Below are 21,765 nucleotides of genomic sequence, written 5' to 3'. Positions count from 1 at the left end.
TGTGGGCCACCGAAAAGCTACGCGCGTGGCCCTTCTCAGCTTACGGTCACAATAGGCGAACCGCTCGCTGCCGTCCCGGGATCGTTCTCGGTTTCCAGACCCATTTGCTCGGCGAGCCGCATCGCTTCCTCGATCAGCGTTTCGACGATCTGGGCTTCGGGCACGGTTTTGATGACTTCGCCCTTGACGAAGATCTGGCCCTTGCCGTTGCCCGAGGCCACGCCGAGGTCGGCCTCGCGCGCCTCCCCCGGCCCGTTCACGACGCAGCCCATCACCGCCACCCGCAGCGGCACTTCCAGGCCATCCAGGCCGGCGCTGACTTCGTTGGCCAGGGTGTAGACGTCGACCTGCGCGCGCCCGCACGACGGACACGACACGATCTCCAACTTGCGCGGCCGCAGGTTCAGCGACTCCAGGATCTGAGTGCCGACCTTGACTTCCTCGACCGGCGGCGCCGACAACGACACCCGGATGGTGTCCCCGATGCCGCGCGAGAGCAGTGCACCGAAGGCGACCGCGGACTTGATGGTGCCCTGAAACGCCGGGCCGGCCTCGGTCACTCCGAGGTGCAGCGGGTAGTCGCACTGCGCGGCCAGCTGCTCGTAGGCGGCGACCATGACCACCGGGTCGTTGTGCTTGACGCTGATCTTGATGTTGCCGAAGCCGTGCTCCTCGAACAGCGAGGCCTCCCACAGCGCCGACTCGACGAGCGCCTCGGGGGTGGCCTTGCCGTACTTGGCCATGAACCGCTTGTCGAGTGAGCCCGCGTTGACGCCGATGCGGATCGGGACGCCCGCGGCTCCGGCCGCCTTGGCGACTTCGCCGACCCGGCCGTCGAACTCCTTGATATTGCCCGGGTTGACGCGCACCGCGGCGCAGCCGGCGTCGATCGCGGCGAAGATGTACTTCGGCTGGAAATGGATGTCGGCGATCACCGGGATCTGGCTGTGCCGGGCGATCTCGGCGAGCGCGTCGGCGTCCTCCTGCCGCGGGCAGGCCACTCGGACAATGTCACAGCCCGCCGCAGTCAATTCCGCAATCTGCTGCAGGGTCGAGTTGACGTCGTGGGTCTTGGTCGTGCACATCGACTGCACGGAGATCGGGTAGTCGCTGCCGACACCGACGTCGCGGACCATGAGCTGACGGGTGGGACGCCGGGGGGCGAGCGTGGGCGCCGGGGGTTGCGGCATGCCCAGGCCAATGGTCACAGTGTGTTCACCTTCTCTGTCGTTACTGGAAGAGCCGGATCGGGTTGACCAGGTCAGCGGTGACGGTCAACAGCATGTAGCCGACCACGAAGATCAGCACCACATAGGTCGCCGGCATCAGCTTCAAATAGTTCACCGGCGCGGCCGCCACCTTGCCGCGAGCGGTGCGGATCGAGTTGCGGATCTTCTCGAACAGCGCAACCGCGATGTGGCCGCCGTCAAAAGGCAACAAGGGCAGCAAGTTGATCGCGCCCAGCACCAGGTTCAGCTGAGCCAGGAAGAACCAGAACGCCACCCACAGCCCGTGGTCGACGGTGTCGCCGCCGACGATGCTGGCACCGACGACGCTCATCGGCGTCTGCGGGTCGCGTTGGCCGCCGCCGATCGCGTGGAAGAGCGCGCCGACCTTGGTCGGTATGGCAGCCAGTGACTTGCCGACCTCGACGGTCAACTGCCCGGCGAAGGCTACGGTGGCCGGCGCGGCGGTCAGCACGTTGTAGCGGGTGGGCTCGTTGCGAGGAGCGCCGACGCCGATGGCGCCGACGTTGGCCGGCTCGAGCTGATTGTTCTGTCCGCTGGGGACATACCGACGGGTGGATTCGACGGTGACGTTGGTGGTGATCGTCTTGCCGTCGCGCTCGACGACGATCGGCACGGTGCCGTGCAGCTTGCGCACCGCGTTGGCCATGTCCTCGAACGTGTTCACCGGGGTGTCGCCGACCTTGACGACGACGTCTCCGGGGCGCATACCCGCCTGTGCCGCGGGGCCCGGGCCGTTACACTTGTCCAGCTTGCCTTGGCTGACTTCCTGTGCGACACAACCCGTTTCGCCGACGATGGCCTTGTCGGACGGGTGCAGGTTGGGCAGGCCCCAGACCAACGCGATGGCGTAGAGCAACACCAGGCAGATGACGAAGTTCATGCCCGGGCCGGCGAAGAGCACCGCCACCCGCTTCCAGGTGGCCTGCTTGTACATCGCGCGGTCCTGCTCATCGGGAGCGAGTTCCTCGACCGGCGTCATGCCGGCGATGTCGCAGAAACCGCCCGCCGGGATGGCCTTGATGCCGTACTGCGTCTCGCCGCGCCGGGTGGACCACAGCGTGGGGCCGAAGCCGACGAAGTAGCGGCGCACCTTCATGCCGGTGGCGCGGGCGGCCCACATGTGTCCGCACTCGTGCAGAGCGACCGAGATGAGGATGGCGAGTGCGAACAGCACAATGCCGATAACGAACATCATTTGTCTGTTACGACCTTTCTCACGCCATGCCCGAGACTCTGACCGACGCCGGTGTCGCCATCGCGCTTTGAGCCCGCTCGCGGGCCCAGCGCTGCGCCTCGAGTACGTCATCCACGGTAGCGGGTGACGCGGCCCATTGGTCGGCAGCGTGCAGCACGTCGGCGATGGTGGCGACGATGGCAGGAAAACCGATCCGTCCTTTGAGAAACGCTTCGGCCGCCTCTTCGTTAGCCGCGTTGTAAACGGCTGTCATGCAGCCTCCGGTTCCCCCGGCCTGACGCGCCAGCTCGACGGCCGGGAACACAGCGGCATCCAGAGGCTCGAATTCCCAGGTAGAAGCGGTGGAGAAGTCGCAGCAGGTGGCCGCTCCCGGTACCCGGTGTGGCCAGCCCAGGGCCAGCGAAATGGGCAGCTTCATGTCCGGTGGGCTGGCCTGGGCGATGGTCGAGCCGTCGATGAAAGTCACCATCGAGTGGATGATCGATTGCGGGTGGACCACCACCTCGATGCGGTCGTAGGGGATGCCGAACAACAGGTGGGTTTCGATGAGTTCGAGCCCCTTGTTGACCAGCGACGCCGAGTTCAGCGTATTCATCGGGCCCATCGACCAGGTGGGGTGCGCGCCGGCCTGTTCGGGCGTCACGCCCTCGAGGTCGGCGGCCGACCAGCCGCGGAACGGCCCCCCGGAGGCGGTCAGAATCAGCTTCGCGACCTCGTCGGGGGTGCCGCCGCGCAGGCACTGTGCCAGTGCGGAGTGTTCGGAGTCGACCGGCACGATTTGGCCCGGCCGGGCCGCACGCAGCACCAACGGGCCGCCGGCGACCAGGGACTCCTTGTTGGCCAGCGCCAGGCGGGCGCCCGATTCCAGCGCGGCCAGCGTGGGACGCAGGCCGAGCGCCCCGACCAGAGCATTGAGGACCACGTCGGCCTCGGTCTCCTGCACGAGACGGGTGACGGCGTCGGGGCCTTGGAACCGGATGTCACCGGCCCGCGCGGCGGCGTCGGCGTCGGCGACGGCGATGTTGGTGACCCCGGTCTCGGCACGTTGGCGCAGCAGCGTGTCCAGGTTGGCGCCGCCGGCGGCCAGGCCGACGATCTCGAACCGGTCCGGGTTGGCGGCGATGACCTCCAGCGCCTGGGTGCCGATGGACCCGGTGCTGCCCAGCACCAGTACGCGCAGCCGCTCGCCGGCAGCCTGCCCATCCTGGCCGTCGCCCGAGAAAGTCACCCACCCATTGTGCCGCCTTTTCAAACTCGCACCCATCCCTGATCGGCCTCACTCCGAATGACTTGGTGTACGGCACTTAGGGCGGCGCTGGCCGTCGCCTGGAAACTGTTCTCCAGCAAAGGAATTGACACGTGATGAATACTCAGGCCAAGTCAGTGGCAGCGGCGGCTCTGGCGGCGATCGCGATCGCGGGACTCGCCGGATGTTCCAACAGCAAGCCCGCCTCCCAGGGCACCAGCAGCGCCACCACCGCGAGCGTCTCGGCGACCCCCAGCGCCGCGCCGTCATCTGCTAATCCCGCGGCCGACCTGATCGGACCCGGCTGCTCGGAGTACGCGGCGCAAAACCCCACCGGTCCCGGATCGGTAGCCGGTATGGCCCAGGACCCGGTCGCGACGGCGGCGTCGAACAACCCGATGCTGAGCACCCTGACCTCGGCGTTGTCCGGCAAGCTCAACCCGCAGGTGAACCTGGTGGACACGCTGAACAGCGGCCAGTACACCGTCTTCGCGCCCACCAACGCGGCCTTCGAGAAGCTGCCGGCAGCCACCATCGACCAGCTCAAGACCGACGCGAAGCTGCTGAACAGCATCTTGACCTACCACGTGGTGAACGGGCAGGCGAGCCCGGCCAAGGTGGCCGGCACCCACAAGACGCTGCAAGGCGCCGATGTGACGGTGACCGGGGCCGGCAACGATCTGAAGGTCAACGCCGCGGGCCTGGTGTGCGGCGGAGTGCACACCGCCAACGCGACGGTCTACATGATCGACACGGTGCTGATGCCCCCGGCACAGTGACGTCTGCAGCCGTCGGACCAAGGCAGCCCACCTCAGGTGGGCTGCCTTTTTCCTTGCCAGTTTCGTTGGCTTTGAACCAATCCAGCATGGTCGCCGTGACGAATAGCTGACATGTGGACTCTCGCGCTGATCGGCTTTCTCGGTGGTCTGATCACCGGCATCTCACCATGCATCCTTCCGGTGCTGCCGGTGCTCTTCTTCTCCGGTGCGAACAGCGCAGCTGCTCAAGCGCCCTCGGACGGCGCGGTAGCGGTCAAGCCCAAGGTGGCCCGGTCGGAAGCGTCGCGCCCCTACCGGGTGATCGGCGGCCTGGTGCTCAGTTTCAGCGTCGTAACCTTGCTCGGCTCGGCGTTGCTCTCCGCGCTGCATCTGCCGCAGGACGCCATCCGGTGGATCGCGCTGGTGGCGTTGGTCGCGATCGGCGTCGGTCTGATCTTCCCGCGTTTCGAGCAGCTGCTCGAACGGCCCTTTTCCCGCATCCCGCAGCGCCAGATCGCGATGCGCGGCAACGGTTTCGGGCTCGGATTGGCGCTCGGGGTGCTGTACGTGCCGTGCGCGGGTCCGGTGCTGGCCGCGATCGTGGTGGCCGGGGCGACCGCGCAGATCGGCACGGGCACCGTGGTGCTCACCGCCGCGTTCGCCGTCGGTGCGGCGTTGCCGTTGTTGTTCTTCGCGTTGGCCGGCCAACGAATAGCACAGCGGGTGAGTGCATTTCGGCGTCGCCAGCGCGAGATCCGGATCGGCGCCGGTATCGTGACGATCCTGCTGGCGGTGGCTCTGGTGTTCGACCTTCCGGCCGTGCTGCAGCGCGCCATTCCTGACTACACCGCATCGCTGCAGGAAAGGGTGGCCGGCTCCAAGCAGGTGCAGGAGAAGCTCGGCGGCATCGTCACCGATCAGAATGTGGCGTTGGCAAACTGCACGCAGGGCGGCGCCAGGCTCGAAAATTGCGGGACTGCACCGGATTTGCGGGGAATCACCAATTGGCTGAACACGCCGGCCAATGGGCCGATTTCGTTGAAGTCGTTGCGCGGCAAGGTCGTGCTGATCGACTTCTGGGCCTACTCCTGCATCAACTGTCAACGGGCCATCCCGCACGTCGTCGGCTGGTATCAGGCCTATAAGCATGCCGGCTTGGAGGTCATCGGCGTCCACACCCCGGAGTACGCCTTCGAAAAAGTGCCGGAGAACGTCGCCAAGGGCGCGGCCGATCTGGACATCAGATACCCGGTGGCGCTGGACAACAACTACTCGACGTGGACCAATTACCGCAACCGCTACTGGCCGGCCGAGTACCTGATCGACGCCAACGGGACCGTGCGCCATCTCAAATTCGGCGAGGGTGGCTATGACGACACCGAGCAGCTGATCCGGCAATTACTCAGCGACGCCCGCCCGGGTGTCGCGCTCCCCGCGCCGGTGGGTGCGCCCGACCTCACGCCCAAAGCGATCACTACGGCCGAAACCTATTTCGCCGTCGGCAAAGCCGTGAACTACGGCGGCGGCGGCGACTACGACGAGGGCGCGCAGACGTTCCGCTATCCGCCCAACCTGGCCGCCGACAGCTTCGCCCTGAGCGGCCCGTGGGCGCTGGACTACCAGGGCGCCACGGCAACTGGCGACGACTCGGCCATCAAGCTCAACTACCACGCCAAGGACATCTACGTCGTCGTCGGCGGTACCGGCACACTCACCGTGACGCGCAACGGTAAGTCCACCACCGTGGCCATCGACGGGCCGCCCACGTCGCACCAGATCGTTGCCGACCCCCGTCAGTCAGCGGGGATCATCGAGGTGCGACCCAGCAAGGGATTGCAGGTTTTCTCCTTAACTTACGGGTAACACCCATCCAGGTGGCGCGTGGCTCCGAATCCTTGATGTCAGGGGTCTCTCGGCACTCAACTACGAGGAGCGAACTAATGATGAAGACGAAAACCTCAATGGCAGCAGCCGGTTTCGCGGTCGCACTGATGTCGGGCGGCCTAGCGCTGGCGCCGACCGCAGCGGCCAGCGACCTGGTCGGTCCGGGATGTGCGGACTACGCGGCGGCCAACCCCACCGGCCCCGCGTCGGTACAGGGCATGTCAACGGTACCGGTCACCGAGGCCGCGGCGGCCAACCCGATGCTCACCACGCTGACGTCGGCGTTGTCCGGGCAGCTCAACCCGCAGGTGAACCTGGTCGACACCCTCAACAGCGGTCAGTACACCGTCTTCGCGCCGACGGACGCCGCGTTCGGCAAGCTGCCGCCTGCCACCATCGAGCAGCTCAAGACTGACTCGAATCTGTTGACCAGCATCCTGACCTATCACGTGGTCAACGGGCAGGCCAGCCCGAACCGGGTGATCGGCACCCACAAGACGCTGCAGGGCGCGAGCGTGACCGTCACCGGCATGGGCAACAACATCCGGGTCAACAATGCGGGCGTGGTCTGCGGCGGCGTCTCGACGGCCAACGCGCAGGTCTACCTGATCGACACGGTGCTGATGCCCCCGGCGTAAGCGCTGAAGCTGCGTTGCGGCGATCCCTCCGGCCTGTGCCAGAATGTTCAGGCAGTGTCAGTCCGAGTGACAACCGGAGGGATCGCCGTGGCCAGTACTGAGGTGGAGCCGTATGCCGGCGTCGACGAGGCCGAGGTGCCGTCCGCGCGCTGGGGATGGAGCAGGATCAACTACCGCACGTGGCACGTCACGGGACTGATCATCGTCATTTTCCTGCTGGCCATGCTGCGCGGTAACCACGTCGGTCACGTCGAGGACTGGTTCCTGATCGGGTTCGCCGCGCTGGCGTTGTTCGTGCTGGTGCGCGACATCTGGGGTCGCAAGCGCGGCTGGCTCAGGTAGCCGGCGCGGCCACCGGGTCCCGGTGAATATGGACGTCGCCGGAGCCACTGCGGACATGTAGGACAAGGGTCTCGTCATCGCCTTCGGGCCCGTTAGCCGGCTGCAGCCGGTTGGTGACGACGCCGGAGCCGGTGGTGATGTCGAATTTCACGGCGGTGCCTTCGGGGACGCCGACGGCGACCTCACCGCTGCCGGTATGCGCGTCGACAACGCCTCGGACACCGGCCTCGAGGATCACCGAACCGGACGCGGTGCGCGACTTGACCGTGCCTCGCAAGGTGTCGATGGACAGCGAGCCACTGGCAGCCTTGAACCTGAGCTCTCCCTCGAGCGTTTCGACGCGCACCGACCCAGACGACGTGGCGATCCCGGCGTACCCCTGCACCGTCTGCACCGCGATCGAGCCAGAACCGCTGGCGGCCTTTAGTTTTCCGATCACTGCGTCGATCGCGGCATCGCCGCCGGCGACCGCGAGCCGCACGTCGCCGTACTCCCCTTCCGCGCGTAGGTCGGCCGATCCCAGGGTTGCGTGCAACCGCGACCGGGAGGGCAGTGCGATATCGATCTGTACCGACCCACCCCGATGTCGCGAGCGCTTGGGAGTTGAAACGGTCAACCTTCCGTCGCGGAAGTCGACGCGCACATGCTCGGCGGCCCAGACGTCGGCATCGCATGTTGCGTCGTCTGGGCGCACCTGAACTGCGGTGTCGGTGCGCTCGGTCGCGCTGAGGCGGACCGAGCCCGCGCCGGCCTCAACACGAACGCTGATCGGCTCGGGGGTGGTGAATAAAGACATGGTGGTTTCTCCTTGATGAGTGTTCAGCGCGCCCAGCCCGTGAGGCGGTGCGCCGTGTGGTGTGACGGCCGGGCGGTCTTGTGGCCGCCCGCCGCCGCGGTGCCCGCGACCCGTACCAGCCAGCTGTTCAGCGACGCACCGTCGCGGCGAGCGGCCGCCTCAACCGAAGCCCGAAGCCGCTCGGGCAACCGAAGGGTGACCCGCCAGGTGGCTCCGTCGTCCTCGAATGGCGCGACGAATGCTGTCTCGTCGGCGTCGTCGAAGGTGTTTTCCTCGGGTGGTGGGCTCACGACGAAGTCCGGGTCCCGCCCACGCAGCCGCAGTTCGACCGACCCCGGTGCCAACTCACCGGTGATTTCTTCGGTGGCCGCCGACAGGGCTTCCAGCAGCGCCAGCCGCAGCGCGGATTCCAGCGGTGCGGTTAGACGTTCGGCCAAATCCTGGGCCTCTGCGCCGGCCGCCGAAGCGGCAACGGTCAGCTCGTGCCGGACGGAGTCGATGTACGGCTGCAGATCCACAGTGTCATCATGACACCATTATGGTGTCATTTACAACGGGGCGTGGTGTCGCGCACGCCGGCGCCGGTACCAGGACACGCCGAGCGCGACGGCCAGCACTACCGCCCACGGCCAGGCGCCATGTTCGTGCACCCAGGCGGCGAGAGTGCCCTGCAGGCGGCCGGCCGCGGCGATCACCGCATCTTCGGGACTGCCGTTGGCGCCGAACAGCCGAATCTCATACACGCCGTAGTAGCCGACATAGGCCCCTACCAGGATGAGGAGCACACCGCCGATTCGATTGACGAACGGCAGGATCGCCCGCATCCGGGCGACCAGCGTCGACTGAGCGGTTGCCGCGGCAATCGCCAAAGCCCCCACCACCAGCGTCAGCCCGGCGAGGTAGGCGCCGTAGACCGTGATGCCGCCGAGCACCGAGCCGCTGCGCAGTCCGGCGCCGGTGACCGCCAAAAACGGCCCGACCGTGCACGACAGCGAGGCGATCGCATAGCTCACGCCGTATGCGTAGAGGGAACCCAGCCGCGCGGTCGGCGCCCACCGCGGACCGAACGACAACAGCCTCATCTCACGGCCCGACAGCAACCAGGCGCCGAGCACGATCAGCGCGCCCCCTATCGCCACTGTCACATACGGCAGGTAGCGCTGCACCGTGGACGCCGCCGAGATGGTCAGCGCGCCGAACAACCCAAAGACGGTCAGGAATCCGAGCGCCATTACCAGCGTGGCGGCCAGTGCCCGGCCGACGGCCGCGATGGGGCTCACTGATTGCCGCTCGCCCACCACCAACAGCAGGTACGCCGGAAGCATGGCAAATCCGCACGGATTCAGGGCGGCCACCAGCCCGGCGGCGAAGGCCAAGCCGATCAGGGCTTGGTTCACCCTGATGTCAGGGCGGAGACCCGGCCCTGCAAATCCTGCTGCGACATGGCCGAGGTGGTGTTGTTGACGAAAGTCGAGGATCCGTCGGCGCGGTAGAACACCCAGGCGGGCTGCCAGGGCACGTTATAGCGCGCCCAGATCGCGCCGTCGGCGTCGTTGAGGTTAGTGAAGTTCAGGCCGTACTTGGAGACGAAACCCTGCATCTGCCCGACGTCCGAGTGAGCGGCGACCCCGACGAAGGTGACGCCCGGGTTGGCGGCCGCGACCTGGCTCAGTGCGGGAGCTTCGGCATTGCAGAACGGGCAGAACGGCGTCCAGAACCACAACACCGCGGGCTTGCCCTGCAGGGTCGCTCCGTTGAACGGGGCGCCGCTGAGGGTGGTGGCGGTGAAATTCAGGCGGTCGTCGGCGGCGGTTGCGCGTGGCGCGGCAGCCAGCCCGAGTACTAGCACTGCGACAGCTATAGCAAGAGAAAACTTGAGCAGGGAAAGCAATTTCATCGCACACCTCTGTTCGCTGGCTTTACTTTGACGACGTATTGACGCCGGGGAAGGGTTCAACACCTCGCTCGGTGGGTTGTCGAGTTGCCGGTGGCGCCGCGTCGCACGGACCCTGCTTTTTACAGGCCCTACTCGCATTTCCGCTGCAGCTTTACCGGCTCGGTGATGACGCTGGACACCACGGGTGGGCGCGCGCTTCACCGAGCCTGAAGATTTGCAGGTCCCTACTCGCATTTCCGCTGCAAATTTTCAGGGTGGGCGGCGTGGCGTCCGGCGCGCGCTCCAGCTACCCGCCCCCGGCGGCCAGCTGTCCGCACGCCCGGGCTGAATGGCGCGCGCTCCAGCTACCCGCCCCCGGCGGCCAGCTGTCCGCACGCCCGGGCTGAATGGCGTGCGCTCCAGCTACCCGCCCCCGGCGGCCAGCTGTCCGCACGCCGCTGCTATCTCGCGGCCGCGGGTATCCCGCACCGTGCACGAAACCCCTTGCGCGCGAACACGTCTGACAAACTCGAGCTCGACCGGCTTGGGGCTGGCGTCCCAGTCGCTGCCCGGGGTCGGATTCAGCGGAATCAAATTCACATGCGCCAACGCCCCCAGCGCGCGGTGCAGCTTCTTGCCCAGCATGTCTGCCCGCCACGGCTGGTCGTTGACGTCGCGGATCAGCGCGTACTCGATGGACACCCGCCGACCGGTGACGTCAGCGTAGTAACGCGCCGCGTCCAGCACCTCGCTGACCTTCCACCGATTGTTGACCGGCACCAGCGTGTCACGCAGCTCGTCGTCGGGGGTATGCAGCGACAACGCGAGCGTCACCCCCAGCCGCTCGTCGGCCAGCTTCCGGATCGCCGGCGCCAGACCGACCGTCGATACCGTCACTGACCGGGCCGAGATCCCGAAGCCCGACGGCGGCGCCTCGGTGATGCGACGAACGGCGGCCACCACCCGCGAGTAGTTGGCCAGCGGCTCCCCCATGCCCATGAACACCACGTTGGACAACCGGTCACCGAAGTCGTCGCGCAACGCGACCGCCGCGGCTCGCACCTGCTCGAGGATCTCCGCCGTCGACAGGTTGCGGGTCAGCCCGCCCTGCCCGGTGGCACAAAAGGGGCACGCCATACCGCAGCCGGCCTGCGAGGAGATGCACACGGTGTTGCGGTGCGGGTAGCGCATCAGCACCGACTCGACGGTGGCGCCATCGCCGGCCCGCCACAACGTCTTTCGCGTCTGCCCGGCATCGCAGGTCACTTCGCGCGCCGCGGTGAGCAGCACCGGGAACATCTTCGTCGCGACGACGTCGCGCACCGCCGCTGGCAGATCGGTCATCTGATGCGGATCGGCGATCAGCCGTCCGTAGTACTGGTTGGCGAGTTGCTTGGCCCGAAACGCCGGCATGCCAAGTTCGGCGACCGCGTCCGCGCGGCCGGCGGCGTCCAGGTCGGCAAGATGCCGCGGCGGTTTACCGCGCCGGGGCGCCTCGAATACCAACTGCTGAGACATAACCAGTCCAGTCTGACACGCCGCACCGGACGCGACCGGTGCACAGAGGTTCAGGGCAACAGCGTCAGGACGGTCCAGGCCGCGACCGCGGACGGCAAGATGCCGTCAAGCCGGTCCATCAGACCGCCGTGTCCCGGCAGCAGCCGGCCCATGTCTTTGATCCCCAAATCACGCTTCACCTGGGATTCGATCAGGTCGCCCAGCGTGGTGGTGAGCACGAACAGCAGACCCAGCAACGCACCGACCCACCACGATTTTCCGGCCAGGAAAGTCGCGGTCAGGATGGTCGCGGTGATGCCGAAGAGCAACGAGCCGCCGAAGCCCTCCCAGGACTTCTTCGGGCTGATCATCGGCACCATCGGGTGTTTGCCGAACAAGGCACCCACCGCGTAGCCGCCGGTGTCGGAGCACACAACGGCGATCATCATGCAGAACACCCATCCGGGGCCATGCTTGGGGTCATAGACCAGCATCGCGGCGAACGACGCGAACAGTGGGACCCAGACGCAGAGGAAGACGGTGGCCGACACGTCGCGCAGGTAGTGCCGCGCGGGCGGTGCACCGTCGGGGCTCGCCACCTCCGCATCAGCGGCGGGCTTGTCCTGCATGAACAGCCGCCAGATCATGCAGACCACCACCATGCCGCCGAAGCCGGCCAGCGCACCGACGGCGCGGTACGGCCAGGTCAGCCAGACGGTCACCTGGCCGCCGATCAGCAGCGGGATGACCGGGATCAGGTACCCGGCCTCGCGCAGCCGCCGGACCACCTCATGGCTGGCCACCACGGTGGCCAGGGCGCAGTACACCACCCAGAAATGCGGAAACCACAGCATCGTCGCGATGAGCACGGCGCCGATGCTGACACCCACCGCGATGGCGGCGGGCAGGTCGCGCCCTGCGCGGGACGTCTTCTTCACCGGCTGGATGGAGACGTCACGCGGTTCGTCGGACGGGCTGCCGGCATCGGTGGTTGCCACGGACTTCAAGACACTGAGCTGCGGGGTGGTCGCTAGACCTCCAGCAGCTCACCTTCTTTGTGTTTGACCAGTTCGTCGATCTGGGCGACGTATTGATGGGTGGCCTTCTCCAGGTCTTTCTCGGCGCGCCCGACCTCGTCTTCACCGGCCTCGCCATCCTTGCGGATGCGGTGCAACTCCTCCATCGCTTTGCGCCGGATGTTGCGCACCGAGACCCGGGCGTCCTCGCCCTTCGCCTTGGCCTGCTTGACCAGCTCCCGCCGGCGCTCCTCGGTCAGCTGTGGAATGGCCACCCGGATGATCGTGCCGTCGTTGGTGGGGTTCACGCCCAGGTCGGAGTTCCGGATCGCGTTCTCGATGGCGTTCAGCTGGCCGGCCTCGTAGGGCTTGATCACCACCATCCGCGCCTCGGGGACATTGATACTGGCCAACTGGGTGATCGGGGTCGTTGCGCCGTAGTAGTCGATGACGATCCGGGAGAACATCCCCGGGTTGGCGCGGCCGGTCCGGATTGTGGACAGGTCGTCCCGGGCCACGGATACGGCCTTCTCCATCTTCTCCTCGGCATCGAAGAGAGCCTCGTCAATCACGTGCGCCGCTCCTTCCCCCGCAAGCGGGTGGTGCCCCCGCATCGGTGCTAGCTGCATCGTCGCAAGCGCGGATCATTATTACGTCTTCCCGTTCAGGTGGTGACCAGCGTCCCGATCTTCTCACCTGCCACCGCCCGCGCGATATTGCCGTCGGTCAGCAAGTTGAACACCAGGATCGGCATGCCATTGTCCATACAGAGACTGAACGCGGTGGCATCGGCCACCCGCAGGCCGCGGTCGATGACTTCGCGGTGGCTGATGGCGGTGAGCAACTCCGCCTCGGGATTCTCCCGCGGGTCTTCGGCGAACACACCATCGACCGCCTTGGCCATCAGGACCACGTCGGCGCCGATTTCCAGGGCCCGCTGCGCAGCGGTGGTGTCGGTGGAGAAGTAGGGCAGACCCATGCCGGCGCCGAAGATCACGACCCGGCCCTTCTCCAGGTGGCGCACCGCCCGCAAAGGGAGGTACGGCTCGGCCACCTGACCCATCGTGATCGCGGTCTGGACACGGGTGACGATGCCTTCCTTCTCCAGGAAGTCCTGCAGCGCAAGGCTGTTCATCACGGTCCCGAGCATGCCCATGTAGTCCGACCGGGTCCGTTCCATCCCCCGCTGTTGCAGCTGCGCGCCGCGGAAGAAGTTGCCGCCGCCGATCACCACCGCGACCTGTACGCCGCTGCGAACCACTTCGGCGATCTGCCGGGCCACCAGCGCGACGACGTCGGGATCCAGCCCGACCTGCCCTCCACCGAACATCTCGCCGCCGAGCTTGAGCAGCACGCGGGAGTAGGTCGACGACGAGCCGTTGGCGCTGGTCCTCGGGGCTGCCGCGCCGGCGGCTTGGGGCTCCCTGGACTCCGTCATCAGTCTCCTCGCATGAGAGTGCCATCCCGGTCACCACCCCGGAACGGCGCCTCTCATCCTGCCTCATCGGCTCGCTTTGGCGTGGGCGGGGTGCCCAAACCACCCCGCATGTTTGACCGTCCGGCGGTTCGGGAATTCGCAGCACGCGGTGATGAGACGAGGTCTTGAGAAGAAGGACCCGCATCGCCATGAAGCAGGCCGGTCGTCTCTTCGATCGGCGAACTCGACTCTGTAGGCCAATCCGTTGCTGCGGCGACGGTCAATGAGAGGAACACAATGGCGGACAACAACTCGGGCCCGGCTGAAGCGGTCAAAGGAATCGTCGAGGACGTCAAGGGCAAGGCCAAGGAGGCCGTCGGGACCGTGACCGGTCGTGGTGACCTGGTCAACGAGGGTGAGGCGCAGCAGGACAAGGCGGAAGCTCAGCGCGACGCGGCGAAGAAGGAAGCGCAGGCAGAGGCTGCCCGCGGCGCCGCCGGGGCGGCCGAGGAGCGCCAGAAGTCCAACCAGTAGAACTTGTCTCGAGGATGGGCCCGGTCTGTGCATACGGACCGGGTCCATCGAACTTTGGCGCGGAACTGGCCGTTTTGCGATACCAGCGGTAACAAAAATGGAATAATCGCACGCTGAACGGGGTATTCGGCTTTTCGTCGGGGTGCCATCTCCAGCGGAGGTGACGATCGAATCGGGCGTCGGGGGAAAGTTCGGTGGGACTCTGGGCACCACCTGAGGTTGGGAGATAGCGGTTGGACGTTCTGCTGCTTACCAATCACTCCGACTTTCCGTCCGCGCTGCCCACCCTGGACACGTTCGCCCTGACCGTCCGCGTCGCGCCCCTGGGCGAGGGCGAGGTCAGCCTGACCGATGGCGCGGATGTCGCGATCATCGATGCCCGTGCCGACCTGGTGGCCGCCCGCACGGCTTGCCGGCATCTGACGGCCAACAGACCGGCACTGGCCGTCGTCGCCGTGGTGGCGCCGGCCGACTTCGTGGAAGTGGACGTCGACTGGAACTTCGACGACGTGCTGCTGGCCGCGGCCGGGGCCGCGGAGTTGCAGGCCCGGTTGCGCTTGGCCATCACCCGCCGGCGCAAGGCCGTCGGCGGCACACTGCAGTTCGGTGACCTGACCCTGCACCCGGCCAGCTACACGGTGTCGCTGAACGGCAGGGATCTGGGCCTCACCCTGACCGAGTTCAAATTGCTGAATTTCCTTGTGCAGCACGCGGGTCGGGCGTTCAGCCGAACGCGCCTGATGCACGAGGTGTGGGGTTATGAAAGCAACGGCAGGGTCCGCACTGTCGATGTGCACGTGCGGCGGCTGCGCGCCAAACTCGGCACCGCGCACGAGTCGATGGTCGACACCGTCCGGGGCGTGGGCTACATGGCCGTGTCACCACCGCAGCCGCGGTGGGTCGTCGGCGAGCCGGTGCTGAACCCGGCGTGGACAGAGTTCGACCGGGACTCGGTCGCCCAATAAAAGCTCGTCAGCCGAACACCGGCAAGGCACGTTTGCGGGCCAGCGCGTCCATGCCACGCTGGATGCTGTCCTGGACCTCGCGGTACTTGGCGTCGACGTAGTCCTCGTCCTCGGCGCGTTCGGGGTCGTGGTCGATGTCGACCGGCGGCATGAACCGGGTCCTGATCTTGGCCGGCAGCGGAAACTGCGGAAGGGCGGCCGGCGCGATACCCCAGGGCAACGAGATCGCCACCGGAAAGACTTTGAGCCGAAGCAGCTTGTCCAGCCGCAACATTCGCGACAGCCGATCGCCGCGGATCAGCACCGGCATGGCGTCGGCCCCGCCGACGGTGGCGATCGGCACGATAGGCACCCCCGCGCGGATCGCCATCTTCACAAAACCCTTGCGGCCGGCCAGGATAGCGCGGTCGCGCTCGATCCACGGCCGCAGCGAGTCTACCTCTCCCCCGGGCCACAAAGCCACATCGCGCCCCTCGGCCAGAGCCGTCGCGATGGCGTCCGGCGCCGCGGGCAACACGCCCATCGCCCGGAAGTAGCGGCCGATGCCCGGGATGGCCATCAGTGCGTCGTGCGCGGTGCCGTGCAACGGGCGTTCCGGGCCGAACCGTCGCCACCACTGCAGGCCGACGGTCCATGCGTCCCACACGAACGGCGCCCCCGAGTGAATCCCGATCAACAGCACCGGCGCCGGGCCGATGTTCTCCCAGCCGTCGATCTCCATGCGAAACCAGTAATCCACCAACGCGTTCCAGAAGAACTTCTGCCGGTGCATGGTGGCCTCGTCCTGGCCCTCGAGGTCCCACTCACCGGCGCGCCCTGCCACCCATCCGCTCACTCCGCCGTCCTGCTTCTCGCGCTTCTTCTGCATCGCCGCGCGGGCATCGTCGGCGAATCGCTGCGCCTGGTCGACAACTTCACTGGGGCGGTGGTCAGTGGTGTGGGTCATAGCGTGCGCATACCCAGATCGCGCACAGACGACTCACATGGGGACCGCATTGCGCTCCTGGAAACAGCAACCTCCCCGCGCCATGGCCGTGGCGCGGGGAGGAGATGGGTGCTGTGTTAGCTCTGCTGAACCGGCGCGTTGGGCGACATGCCGGGCTGGCCGGGGTTCTGCTGGCCCGGGTTCGGCTGGCCGGTGTTCGGCTGGCCGGGCACGGTGTTCGGCTGGCCGGGCGCAGTGTTCGGCTGCTGACCCGGGATCGAGTTCGGAGCCGGGGCGCCCGCCGGGTTGGTGTCCCACACCAGCACGTCCTGCATGCCGTCGTTGTAGACGACCTCGGTCGGGGCCGGGCCGGTCACGTCGAAGTAGACCTTGCCGGTCGAAGTGCCGCCCTGGACGATGGGCGCCGGGCTCAGGCCCTGCGGGGTGGCCGGAACAGTGATCACCCGGTAGTTCTGCTCACCGGCGCGGGCGTTGAAGTTGGACACGATGGGCGTCACCACGCCGCTGTTAGCCCGGGCGTTGATGTCGGCCTGCCACAGCTGACCCTTCGGGGTGTAACCGGGGATGGTCACATTGGCGGGCTGCAGGTTGCTGACGGTGTAGTCAGTGACCAGCGGACCGTCGACCAGCGTCTGCGGGGTGCCGAGTCCCTCGGACACGCCGGGCGTGGCCGAAGCGGCCGCCGCACCGAACAGGCTTACCGCCGCTATTCCCGCGGCAGCGATTGCAGTTTTAGCAGTGGTGGTGGTGAACTTCACGCTCAATCCTCTCGTTGGTGTCGTTCGAAGCGGCGCGCGCCCATCGTCGGGCACTCAACCGCACCCCGGTCGCATTGCCGGTGCCACGGACGCTCAAACACCGGTGGCCCGAAAAACGCCTGATGCGGACCGTCTAGCTGCACAAACGAACGCGAATTTGATTTGGGCCACACTTGGTACAAATCCCACTTGCGTAACACCAGTCACCGCATTTCTCGGTCGTTGAATTCGCCGTGCGTTTTCGATATTCGCGAAATAGTAGGAATTGTTGCCCGGCTGTCGGGCTGGTCCACCAAGTGTGTCAACATCCCTGATATGAGTTCGGACGCGCCGCTGGGGTATCTGCTGTATCGGGTGACGGCCGTGCTGCGGCCCGAGGTGTCCGCGGCGTTGAGCCCGCTGGGGCTGACGCTGCCTGAATTCGTGTGCCTCCGAATTCTGGCCATGACGCCGGGCCTGTCGAGTGCCGAACTGGCCCGGCATGCAAGTGTCACGCCTCAGGCCATGAACACCGTGCTGCGCAAGCTCGAAGACCTCGGCGCGGTAGCCCGGCCGGCATCGGTGTCCTCCGGCCGGTCCCTGCCGGCGTCGCTGACCGGCCCGGGCGAGCAGTTGCTGCAGCGGGCCGAGGAGGTGGTGCGCTCCGCCGACGCGCGCATCCTGGACAGGTTGACCGCAAGTCAGCAGCGCGAGTTCAAGAGCATGCTAGAGCAGCTCGGCTCCGACTGAGCTAGCGGTGAATCGGGGTCCACGGCCGGGCCTCTTCGAGTTCGTAGGCCACTTGCAGCAGTAAGGCTTCGCGTCCGGTGTCGGCCGTCAGCATCATTCCCACCGGCAGACCATCGGCGGACTGGGCCAGCGGCAGCGAGATCGCGGGTTCGCCGGTGACGTTCTGCAGCGGGGTGAACGCCACCCAGTTGGTCAGCCGGTCGATCACCTGGTTGTAGTCCGTGGGCGCCAGGTAGCCGACCGACGGCGGCGGGTCGGCCAGCGTCGGGGTCAGCAGGACGTCGTAGCGGCCGAAGATACGGGCGCTACGACGTCTCAGCCCGCGCAGCCGCGCGATGGCCAGCGGAAGCCGGTGGATATTGCGCCGGGTGTGGCGGGCCAGCCCCAACGTCAAGTTGTCCAGCTTGGTGCGGTCGAAGCTGTCGCCGAACTGGCGTGGGCCGGTGCCGACCTGGGCGAAGGCCAGAAAACCCCAGTACAAAATGAAGTCGTCGACGAAACTGGCCGGCACCCAGTCGTTGTCCACGTGTTCGACGTGGTGTCCCAGCTCCTCGAGCAGCGCGGCCGACGTCAGCGTCAGGTCTTTGACCTCGGGGCTTGCCTCCCGCAGGACCGAGCTGGTCAACACGGCAACCTTCAGCCGGGGCCGGCCCGGACCCGTGACGTCACCGATCGGCGGCAGTTTGGGATTGCGCCACAACCGCTCGGCCTCGCGGTAGAAGGCAGCGGTGTCGCGCACCGAGCGGGTCAGCACGCCGTTGGCGACGATCCCTACCGGCAACCGTCGATACTGCGGGTCCAAGGGCAGCCGCCCCCGTGACGGCTTGAGTCCGACCAGCCCGTTGCACGCCGCCGGGATCCGGATGGACCCGCCGCCGTCGTTGGCGTGCGCGATGGGCACGACGCCCGCGGCGACGAAGGCTCCCGATCCCGATGACGAGGCGCCGGCGGTGTGGCCGGTGTTCCACGGGTTGCGAACCGGCCCCAGTCGGGGATGTTCGGCGGCCGCGCTGAACCCGAACTCCGACAACCGGGTTTTGCCCAGGGAGATCAATCCGGTGTCGAGCACCACCCTGGTGACGGCGCTGTCAGCACCCGCCGGGCGGGGGTCCCACGCGTCGGTGCCGCTCATCGTCGGCTGTCCGGCGACGTCGATGTTGTCCTTGATCAGCGTCGGGACGCCAGCGAAGAAACCTGCTCCGGCACGCCCGGTGGCTTCCCTGGCCTCGTCGAAGGCTTGGTAGGCCAGGCCGTTCAGCTCGGAGTTGACGGCTTCGGCGCGCGCGATGGCAGCCTCGACCACTTCGCCCCGGTCCACGCGGCCGGATCTGATCGCGTCGGCTAGGGCGACCGCGTCCAGGTCGCCGAGGGCGTCGTCGCCGAAAGCGTGTACGCGGGCCATGTGCCGGGCTAGGCCTGCCCCACCTCGAAGCGCACGAAGCGCGTCACGGTGACACCGGCCTCGTCCAGGAGCGCCTTCACCGACTTCTTGCTGTCGGACACCGACGGCTGCTCGAGCAGCACCGAGTCCTTGAAGAAGCCGTTGAGGCGGCCCTCGACGATCTTGGGCAGCGCCTGCTCCGGCTTGCCCTCGGCCTTGGCCGTCTCCTCGGCGATGCGGCGCTCGCTGGCCACCACGTCCTCGGGGACGTCGTCGCGCGACAGGTAGCGCGCCTTGAGCGCGGCGATCTGCAGCGCGACCGAGTGGGCGGCGTCGTTGTCTTCGCCTTCGAACTCGACGAGCACCCCGACGGCCGGCGGCAGGTCCGCCGCGCGCTTGTGCAGGTAGGTCTCGACGTTGCCGTCGAAGTACTGCACGCGGCGCAGCTCCAGCTTCTCGCCGATCTTGGCCGACAACTCCGCGATGGCCTGCTCGACGGTCTTGTCGCCGATGCTGGCGGCTTTGAGACTGTCGACGTCGGTGGCCTTGGCCTCCAGTGCGGCGTCGACGACCTGGTCGGCCAGCGCCTGGAACTCCGCGTTCTTGGCCACGAAGTCGGTCTCGGAGTTCAGCTCGATCAACGCGCCCTGCTTGGCGGCGACCAGACCTTCGGCCGTCGCGCGCTCAGCACGCTTGCCGACGTCCTTGGCGCCCTTGATGCGCAGCGCCTCGACCGCCTTGTCGAAGTCTCCGTCCGAGTCGGCCAGAGCGTTCTTGCAGTCGAGCATTCCAGCACCGGTCAGCTCCCGAAGTCGCTTGACGTCGGCAGCGGTGAAGTTCGCCAATGCTCAGCCTTTCCTAGGTTGCGTCTGTTGTTGATTCGGTTGCCCCGCTCGGGGCTTCGGTGGAGCCGGCGGTCGCGGCGGCACCGGCGAGCAGTTCCTGCTCCCACTCGGGCAGCGGCTCGGCCGCTTCGGCCTCCGGCTTGCCGTCGCCGCGGCCCACGCCGGCGCGGGCCTGCAAACCCTCGGCGACCGCGGAGGCGATCACCTTGGTGAGCAGCGCTGCCGACCGGATCGCGTCGTCGTTGCCCGGGATCGGGTAGTCGACCTCGTCGGGGTCGCAGTTGGTGTCCAGGATCGCGATCACCGGGATGCCCAGCTTCCGGGCCTCGCCGACGGCGATGTGCTCCTTGTTGGTGTCGACGACCCAGATCGCCGACGGCACCTTGGCCATGTCGCGGATACCACCGAGGCTGCGCTCGAGCTTGTTCTTCTCGCGGGTCAGCATCAGGATTTCCTTCTTGGTGCGACCCTCGAAGCCACCGGTCTGCTCCATCGCCTCGAGCTCCTTGAGGCGCTGCAGGCGCTTGTGCACGGTCGAGAAGTTGGTGAGCATGCCGCCCAGCCAACGCTGGTTCACATATGGCATGCCGACGCGGGTCGCCTCGGCCGCGACGGACTCCTGTGCCTGCTTCTTGGTGCCGACGAACATGACGCTGCCACCGTGGGCGACGGTCTCTTTGACGAACTCGTACGCCTTGTCGATGTAGGTCAGCGTCTGCTGCAGGTCGATGATGTAGATGCCGTTGCGGTCGGTGAAGATGAACCGCTTCATCTTGGGATTCCAGCGACGGGTCTGGTGCCCGAAGTGGGTGCCGCTGTCAAGCAGCTGTTTCATGGTCACAACAGCCATGGCTAAGCCCAGCTTTCAGTGTCGGTTGTCGCCCGGAATCGGTTGAAACCGGGCCCTGGCGTCTGCCGCGATGCCGAACCCGTGTCCGGTACTAGACCGGGCAACAGGACCGCTCGGCATGCTGGTGCGGGTCCCCCTGGTACTGGGCCGCGGTGCAGGCGCGCGAAGTCAGCCCGCTTTGACGAGCTGCGTAGAGGAGTTTACACCGCGGCGGCGGGTGCATTTTCCCGCTGCCCACACGCGGCCCCCAGCGTCCACAGCGCCGAACCGGGCGACTGGCCGGGCGCCGTGTGTCGGCAGTGCACTACGTGGGTGCGATGGCTGCTTCTGATCCTGGCCGTGTGTTGGGTGCTGCTCAACGCTCCCCCGGCCGATGCCGCCGGTGGGCGGCTGCAGTGGCCGCTGCGGCCGCCGCCGGCGATGGTGCGGGGCTTCGACGCGCCGACACCCGACTGGCAGCCCGGCCACCGTGGCGTGGACCTGGCCGGTGACCCGGGCCGGCCGGTGTATGCCGCCGGCGATGCGACGGTGGTGTTCGCCGGACTGCTGGCGGGCCGGCCGGTGGTGTCGCTGGCTCACTCCGGCGGCCTGCACACCAGCTATGAGCCGGTCCGCGCGCGGGTGCGGGCCGGTCAGACGGTGACCTCCGGCGCGGTGATCGGCGAATTGCTGCCCGGCCACCCCGGCTGTCCGGCCGCGGCATGCCTGCACTGGGGCGCGATGTGGGGTCCGGCTTCGCGCGCCGATTATCTCGACCCGCTGGGCCTGCTGGCGTCGACGCCGGTGCGGCTCAAGCCGCTGGGGGGCTAGCCGTGGCTGACTGTGCACTGACGCATTTAACT

The 21,765-nt window shown here is 67.2% G+C and carries 24 protein-coding genes; 8 read left to right on the top strand and 16 right to left on the bottom strand.

The features are described 5' to 3' along the window. Window positions 1–35: 35 nt before the first annotated feature. Genes ispG through dxr form a run of 3 tightly spaced genes read right to left on the bottom strand, consistent with a single transcriptional unit; the run spans window position 36 to window position 3,709 of the window. Window positions 36–1,208 (bottom strand): flavodoxin-dependent (E)-4-hydroxy-3-methylbut-2-enyl-diphosphate synthase, encoded by a 1,173-nt coding sequence (gene ispG, locus AWC08_RS15510; protein WP_069434015.1) that lies wholly within the window; start codon window positions 1,206–1,208, stop codon window positions 36–38. Between the two features lie 22 nt (window positions 1,209–1,230). Continuing rightward, window positions 1,231–2,445, bottom strand: a complete 1,215-nt coding sequence (locus AWC08_RS15505) for a M50 family metallopeptidase (RefSeq protein ID WP_069434014.1) — start codon at window positions 2,443–2,445, stop codon at window positions 1,231–1,233. 19 nt (window positions 2,446–2,464) lie between these two features. Continuing rightward, window positions 2,465–3,709, bottom strand: a complete 1,245-nt coding sequence (gene dxr / locus AWC08_RS15500) for a 1-deoxy-D-xylulose-5-phosphate reductoisomerase (RefSeq protein ID WP_069434013.1) — start codon at window positions 3,707–3,709, stop codon at window positions 2,465–2,467. Window positions 3,710–3,804: 95 nt separating this feature from the next. Between dxr and AWC08_RS15495 the strand changes: the two genes are divergently transcribed. The 4 genes from AWC08_RS15495 to AWC08_RS15480 all read left to right on the top strand — a co-directional run bounded on the left by AWC08_RS15495 (window position 3,805) and on the right by AWC08_RS15480 (window position 7,313). Beyond that, entirely contained in the window at window positions 3,805–4,470 is a 666-nt protein-coding gene (locus tag AWC08_RS15495) for a fasciclin domain-containing protein (RefSeq protein ID WP_083271191.1), read from the top strand. 111 nt (window positions 4,471–4,581) lie between these two features. Further along, the gene (locus AWC08_RS15490) at window positions 4,582–6,312 is read left to right on the top strand and encodes a cytochrome c biogenesis protein DipZ (RefSeq protein ID WP_069434011.1); all 1,731 of its coding nucleotides are present in this window, start codon (window positions 4,582–4,584) and stop codon (window positions 6,310–6,312) included. A gap of 80 nt (window positions 6,313–6,392) precedes the next feature. Continuing rightward, window positions 6,393–6,971, top strand: coding sequence for a fasciclin domain-containing protein (locus AWC08_RS15485; protein ID WP_069434010.1), 579 nt, complete (start codon window positions 6,393–6,395; stop codon window positions 6,969–6,971). A gap of 87 nt (window positions 6,972–7,058) precedes the next feature. Next, window positions 7,059–7,313: a DUF2631 domain-containing protein gene (locus AWC08_RS15480; protein ID WP_065136672.1), complete on the top strand. Its 255-nt coding sequence runs from the start codon at window positions 7,059–7,061 to the stop codon at window positions 7,311–7,313. Here AWC08_RS15480 and AWC08_RS15475 read toward each other — a convergent pair. The 8 genes from AWC08_RS15475 to pyrH all read right to left on the bottom strand — a co-directional run bounded on the left by AWC08_RS15475 (window position 7,306) and on the right by pyrH (window position 13,936). Beyond that, complete coding sequence (locus tag AWC08_RS15475) at window positions 7,306–8,109, bottom strand: DUF4097 family beta strand repeat-containing protein (RefSeq protein ID WP_069434009.1); 804 nt, start codon at window positions 8,107–8,109, stop codon at window positions 7,306–7,308. The genes AWC08_RS15480 and AWC08_RS15475 overlap by 8 nt on opposite strands. A gap of 23 nt (window positions 8,110–8,132) precedes the next feature. Beyond that, the gene (locus AWC08_RS15470; RefSeq protein WP_069434008.1) at window positions 8,133–8,627 is read right to left on the bottom strand and encodes a histidine kinase; all 495 of its coding nucleotides are present in this window, start codon (window positions 8,625–8,627) and stop codon (window positions 8,133–8,135) included. A 30-nt stretch (window positions 8,628–8,657) separates the two neighbouring features. Further along, the gene (locus tag AWC08_RS15465; RefSeq protein ID WP_069434007.1) at window positions 8,658–9,506 is read right to left on the bottom strand and encodes a cytochrome c biogenesis CcdA family protein; all 849 of its coding nucleotides are present in this window, start codon (window positions 9,504–9,506) and stop codon (window positions 8,658–8,660) included. Further along, a complete protein-coding gene (dsbE, locus tag AWC08_RS15460; protein WP_065136676.1) occupies window positions 9,503–10,006 on the bottom strand; it encodes a disulfide bond-forming protein DsbE in 504 nt (167 codons plus the stop codon). Before dsbE ends, AWC08_RS15465 begins: the two co-directional genes overlap by 4 nt. Before the next feature lie 402 nt (window positions 10,007–10,408). Further along, on the bottom strand, window positions 10,409–11,503 hold the full coding sequence (gene rlmN / locus AWC08_RS15455) for a dual-specificity RNA methyltransferase RlmN (RefSeq protein ID WP_065136677.1): 1,095 nt from the start codon (window positions 11,501–11,503) through the stop codon (window positions 10,409–10,411). Between the two features lie 50 nt (window positions 11,504–11,553). Next, the gene (locus tag AWC08_RS15450; RefSeq protein ID WP_065136678.1) at window positions 11,554–12,480 is read right to left on the bottom strand and encodes a phosphatidate cytidylyltransferase; all 927 of its coding nucleotides are present in this window, start codon (window positions 12,478–12,480) and stop codon (window positions 11,554–11,556) included. Window positions 12,481–12,512: 32 nt separating this feature from the next. Then, the gene (frr, locus tag AWC08_RS15445; protein WP_065136679.1) at window positions 12,513–13,070 is read right to left on the bottom strand and encodes a ribosome recycling factor; all 558 of its coding nucleotides are present in this window, start codon (window positions 13,068–13,070) and stop codon (window positions 12,513–12,515) included. Window positions 13,071–13,162: 92 nt separating this feature from the next. Beyond that, window positions 13,163–13,936 carry a UMP kinase gene (gene pyrH, locus AWC08_RS15440; RefSeq protein ID WP_065136680.1) on the bottom strand — a complete coding sequence of 258 codons (774 nt, stop codon included), beginning with the start codon at window positions 13,934–13,936 and terminating at the stop codon, window positions 13,163–13,165. A 276-nt stretch (window positions 13,937–14,212) separates the two neighbouring features. On the opposite strand from pyrH, the gene mbp1 reads away from it, so the two are divergent. Together mbp1 and AWC08_RS15430 are read left to right on the top strand one after the other, a co-directional pair. Beyond that, a complete protein-coding gene (gene mbp1 / locus AWC08_RS15435; RefSeq protein WP_069434006.1) occupies window positions 14,213–14,449 on the top strand; it encodes a microaggregate-binding protein 1 in 237 nt (78 codons plus the stop codon). Between the two features lie 233 nt (window positions 14,450–14,682). Continuing rightward, window positions 14,683–15,414, top strand: a complete 732-nt coding sequence (locus AWC08_RS15430) for a winged helix-turn-helix domain-containing protein (protein WP_065136682.1) — start codon at window positions 14,683–14,685, stop codon at window positions 15,412–15,414. Between the two features lie 7 nt (window positions 15,415–15,421). Here AWC08_RS15430 and AWC08_RS15425 read toward each other — a convergent pair whose 3' ends face one another. Both AWC08_RS15425 and AWC08_RS15420 read right to left on the bottom strand, forming a co-directional pair. Further along, the gene (locus tag AWC08_RS15425; RefSeq protein WP_069434005.1) at window positions 15,422–16,360 is read right to left on the bottom strand and encodes a lysophospholipid acyltransferase family protein; all 939 of its coding nucleotides are present in this window, start codon (window positions 16,358–16,360) and stop codon (window positions 15,422–15,424) included. A 116-nt stretch (window positions 16,361–16,476) separates the two neighbouring features. Beyond that, window positions 16,477–17,118, bottom strand: coding sequence for an MPT63 family protein (locus AWC08_RS15420; RefSeq protein ID WP_065136684.1), 642 nt, complete (start codon window positions 17,116–17,118; stop codon window positions 16,477–16,479). 315 nt (window positions 17,119–17,433) lie between these two features. On the opposite strand from AWC08_RS15420, the gene AWC08_RS15415 reads away from it, so the two are divergent. Continuing rightward, entirely contained in the window at window positions 17,434–17,847 is a 414-nt protein-coding gene (locus AWC08_RS15415; protein WP_069434004.1) for a MarR family winged helix-turn-helix transcriptional regulator, read from the top strand. A gap of 1 nt (window position 17,848) precedes the next feature. Here the strand turns inward: AWC08_RS15415 and AWC08_RS15410 are convergent, their stop codons facing one another. From AWC08_RS15410 to rpsB, 3 genes are read right to left on the bottom strand one after another with little or no spacing between them, the layout of a single operon-like run. Beyond that, on the bottom strand, window positions 17,849–19,249 hold the full coding sequence (locus AWC08_RS15410; protein WP_065136686.1) for an amidase: 1,401 nt from the start codon (window positions 19,247–19,249) through the stop codon (window positions 17,849–17,851). An 8-nt stretch (window positions 19,250–19,257) separates the two neighbouring features. Further along, the gene (gene tsf / locus AWC08_RS15405) at window positions 19,258–20,073 is read right to left on the bottom strand and encodes a translation elongation factor Ts (RefSeq protein ID WP_065136687.1); all 816 of its coding nucleotides are present in this window, start codon (window positions 20,071–20,073) and stop codon (window positions 19,258–19,260) included. Between the two features lie 13 nt (window positions 20,074–20,086). Continuing rightward, window positions 20,087–20,923, bottom strand: a complete 837-nt coding sequence (rpsB, locus tag AWC08_RS15400) for a 30S ribosomal protein S2 (protein ID WP_069434003.1) — start codon at window positions 20,921–20,923, stop codon at window positions 20,087–20,089. Between the two features lie 312 nt (window positions 20,924–21,235). Here rpsB and AWC08_RS15395 point away from each other — a divergent pair, with 312 nt between their 5' ends. After that, window positions 21,236–21,733: a M23 family metallopeptidase gene (locus tag AWC08_RS15395; RefSeq protein WP_085087956.1), complete on the top strand. Its 498-nt coding sequence runs from the start codon at window positions 21,236–21,238 to the stop codon at window positions 21,731–21,733. Window positions 21,734–21,765: the final 32 nt, after the last annotated feature.

The sequence above is a fragment of the Mycobacterium gordonae genome (assembly GCF_002101675.1).
Classification (GTDB): Bacteria; Actinomycetota; Actinomycetes; order Mycobacteriales; family Mycobacteriaceae; genus Mycobacterium; species Mycobacterium gordonae.
Note: the sequence above shows the minus strand (reverse complement) of the source record. Positions and strands in the feature narration are given on the sequence as shown.

Bases quoted from the DNA above. Each gene is read 5' to 3' on its own strand.
- rpsB (WP_069434003.1), bottom strand. From the start codon at position 20,923: ATGGCTGTTGTGACCATGAAACAGCTGCTTGACAGCGGCACCCACTTC.
- AWC08_RS15415 (WP_069434004.1), top strand. From the start codon at position 17,434: ATGAGTTCGGACGCGCCGCTGGGGTATCTGCTGTATCGGGTGACGGCC.
- AWC08_RS15475 (WP_069434009.1), bottom strand. From the start codon at position 8,109: ATGTCTTTATTCACCACCCCCGAGCCGATCAGCGTTCGTGTTGAGGCC.
- pyrH (WP_065136680.1), bottom strand. From the start codon at position 13,936: ATGACGGAGTCCAGGGAGCCCCAAGCCGCCGGCGCGGCAGCCCCGAGG.
- dsbE (WP_065136676.1), bottom strand. From the start codon at position 10,006: ATGAAATTGCTTTCCCTGCTCAAGTTTTCTCTTGCTATAGCTGTCGCA.
- AWC08_RS15505 (WP_069434014.1), bottom strand. From the start codon at position 2,445: ATGATGTTCGTTATCGGCATTGTGCTGTTCGCACTCGCCATCCTCATC.
- dxr (WP_069434013.1), bottom strand. From the start codon at position 3,709: ATGGGTGCGAGTTTGAAAAGGCGGCACAATGGGTGGGTGACTTTCTCG.
- AWC08_RS15485 (WP_069434010.1), top strand. From the start codon at position 6,393: ATGAAGACGAAAACCTCAATGGCAGCAGCCGGTTTCGCGGTCGCACTG.
- mbp1 (WP_069434006.1), top strand. From the start codon at position 14,213: ATGGCGGACAACAACTCGGGCCCGGCTGAAGCGGTCAAAGGAATCGTC.
- AWC08_RS15490 (WP_069434011.1), top strand. From the start codon at position 4,582: ATGTGGACTCTCGCGCTGATCGGCTTTCTCGGTGGTCTGATCACCGGC.
- AWC08_RS15425 (WP_069434005.1), bottom strand. From the start codon at position 16,360: ATGACCCACACCACTGACCACCGCCCCAGTGAAGTTGTCGACCAGGCG.
- rlmN (WP_065136677.1), bottom strand. From the start codon at position 11,503: ATGTCTCAGCAGTTGGTATTCGAGGCGCCCCGGCGCGGTAAACCGCCG.
- AWC08_RS15410 (WP_065136686.1), bottom strand. From the start codon at position 19,249: ATGGCCCGCGTACACGCTTTCGGCGACGACGCCCTCGGCGACCTGGAC.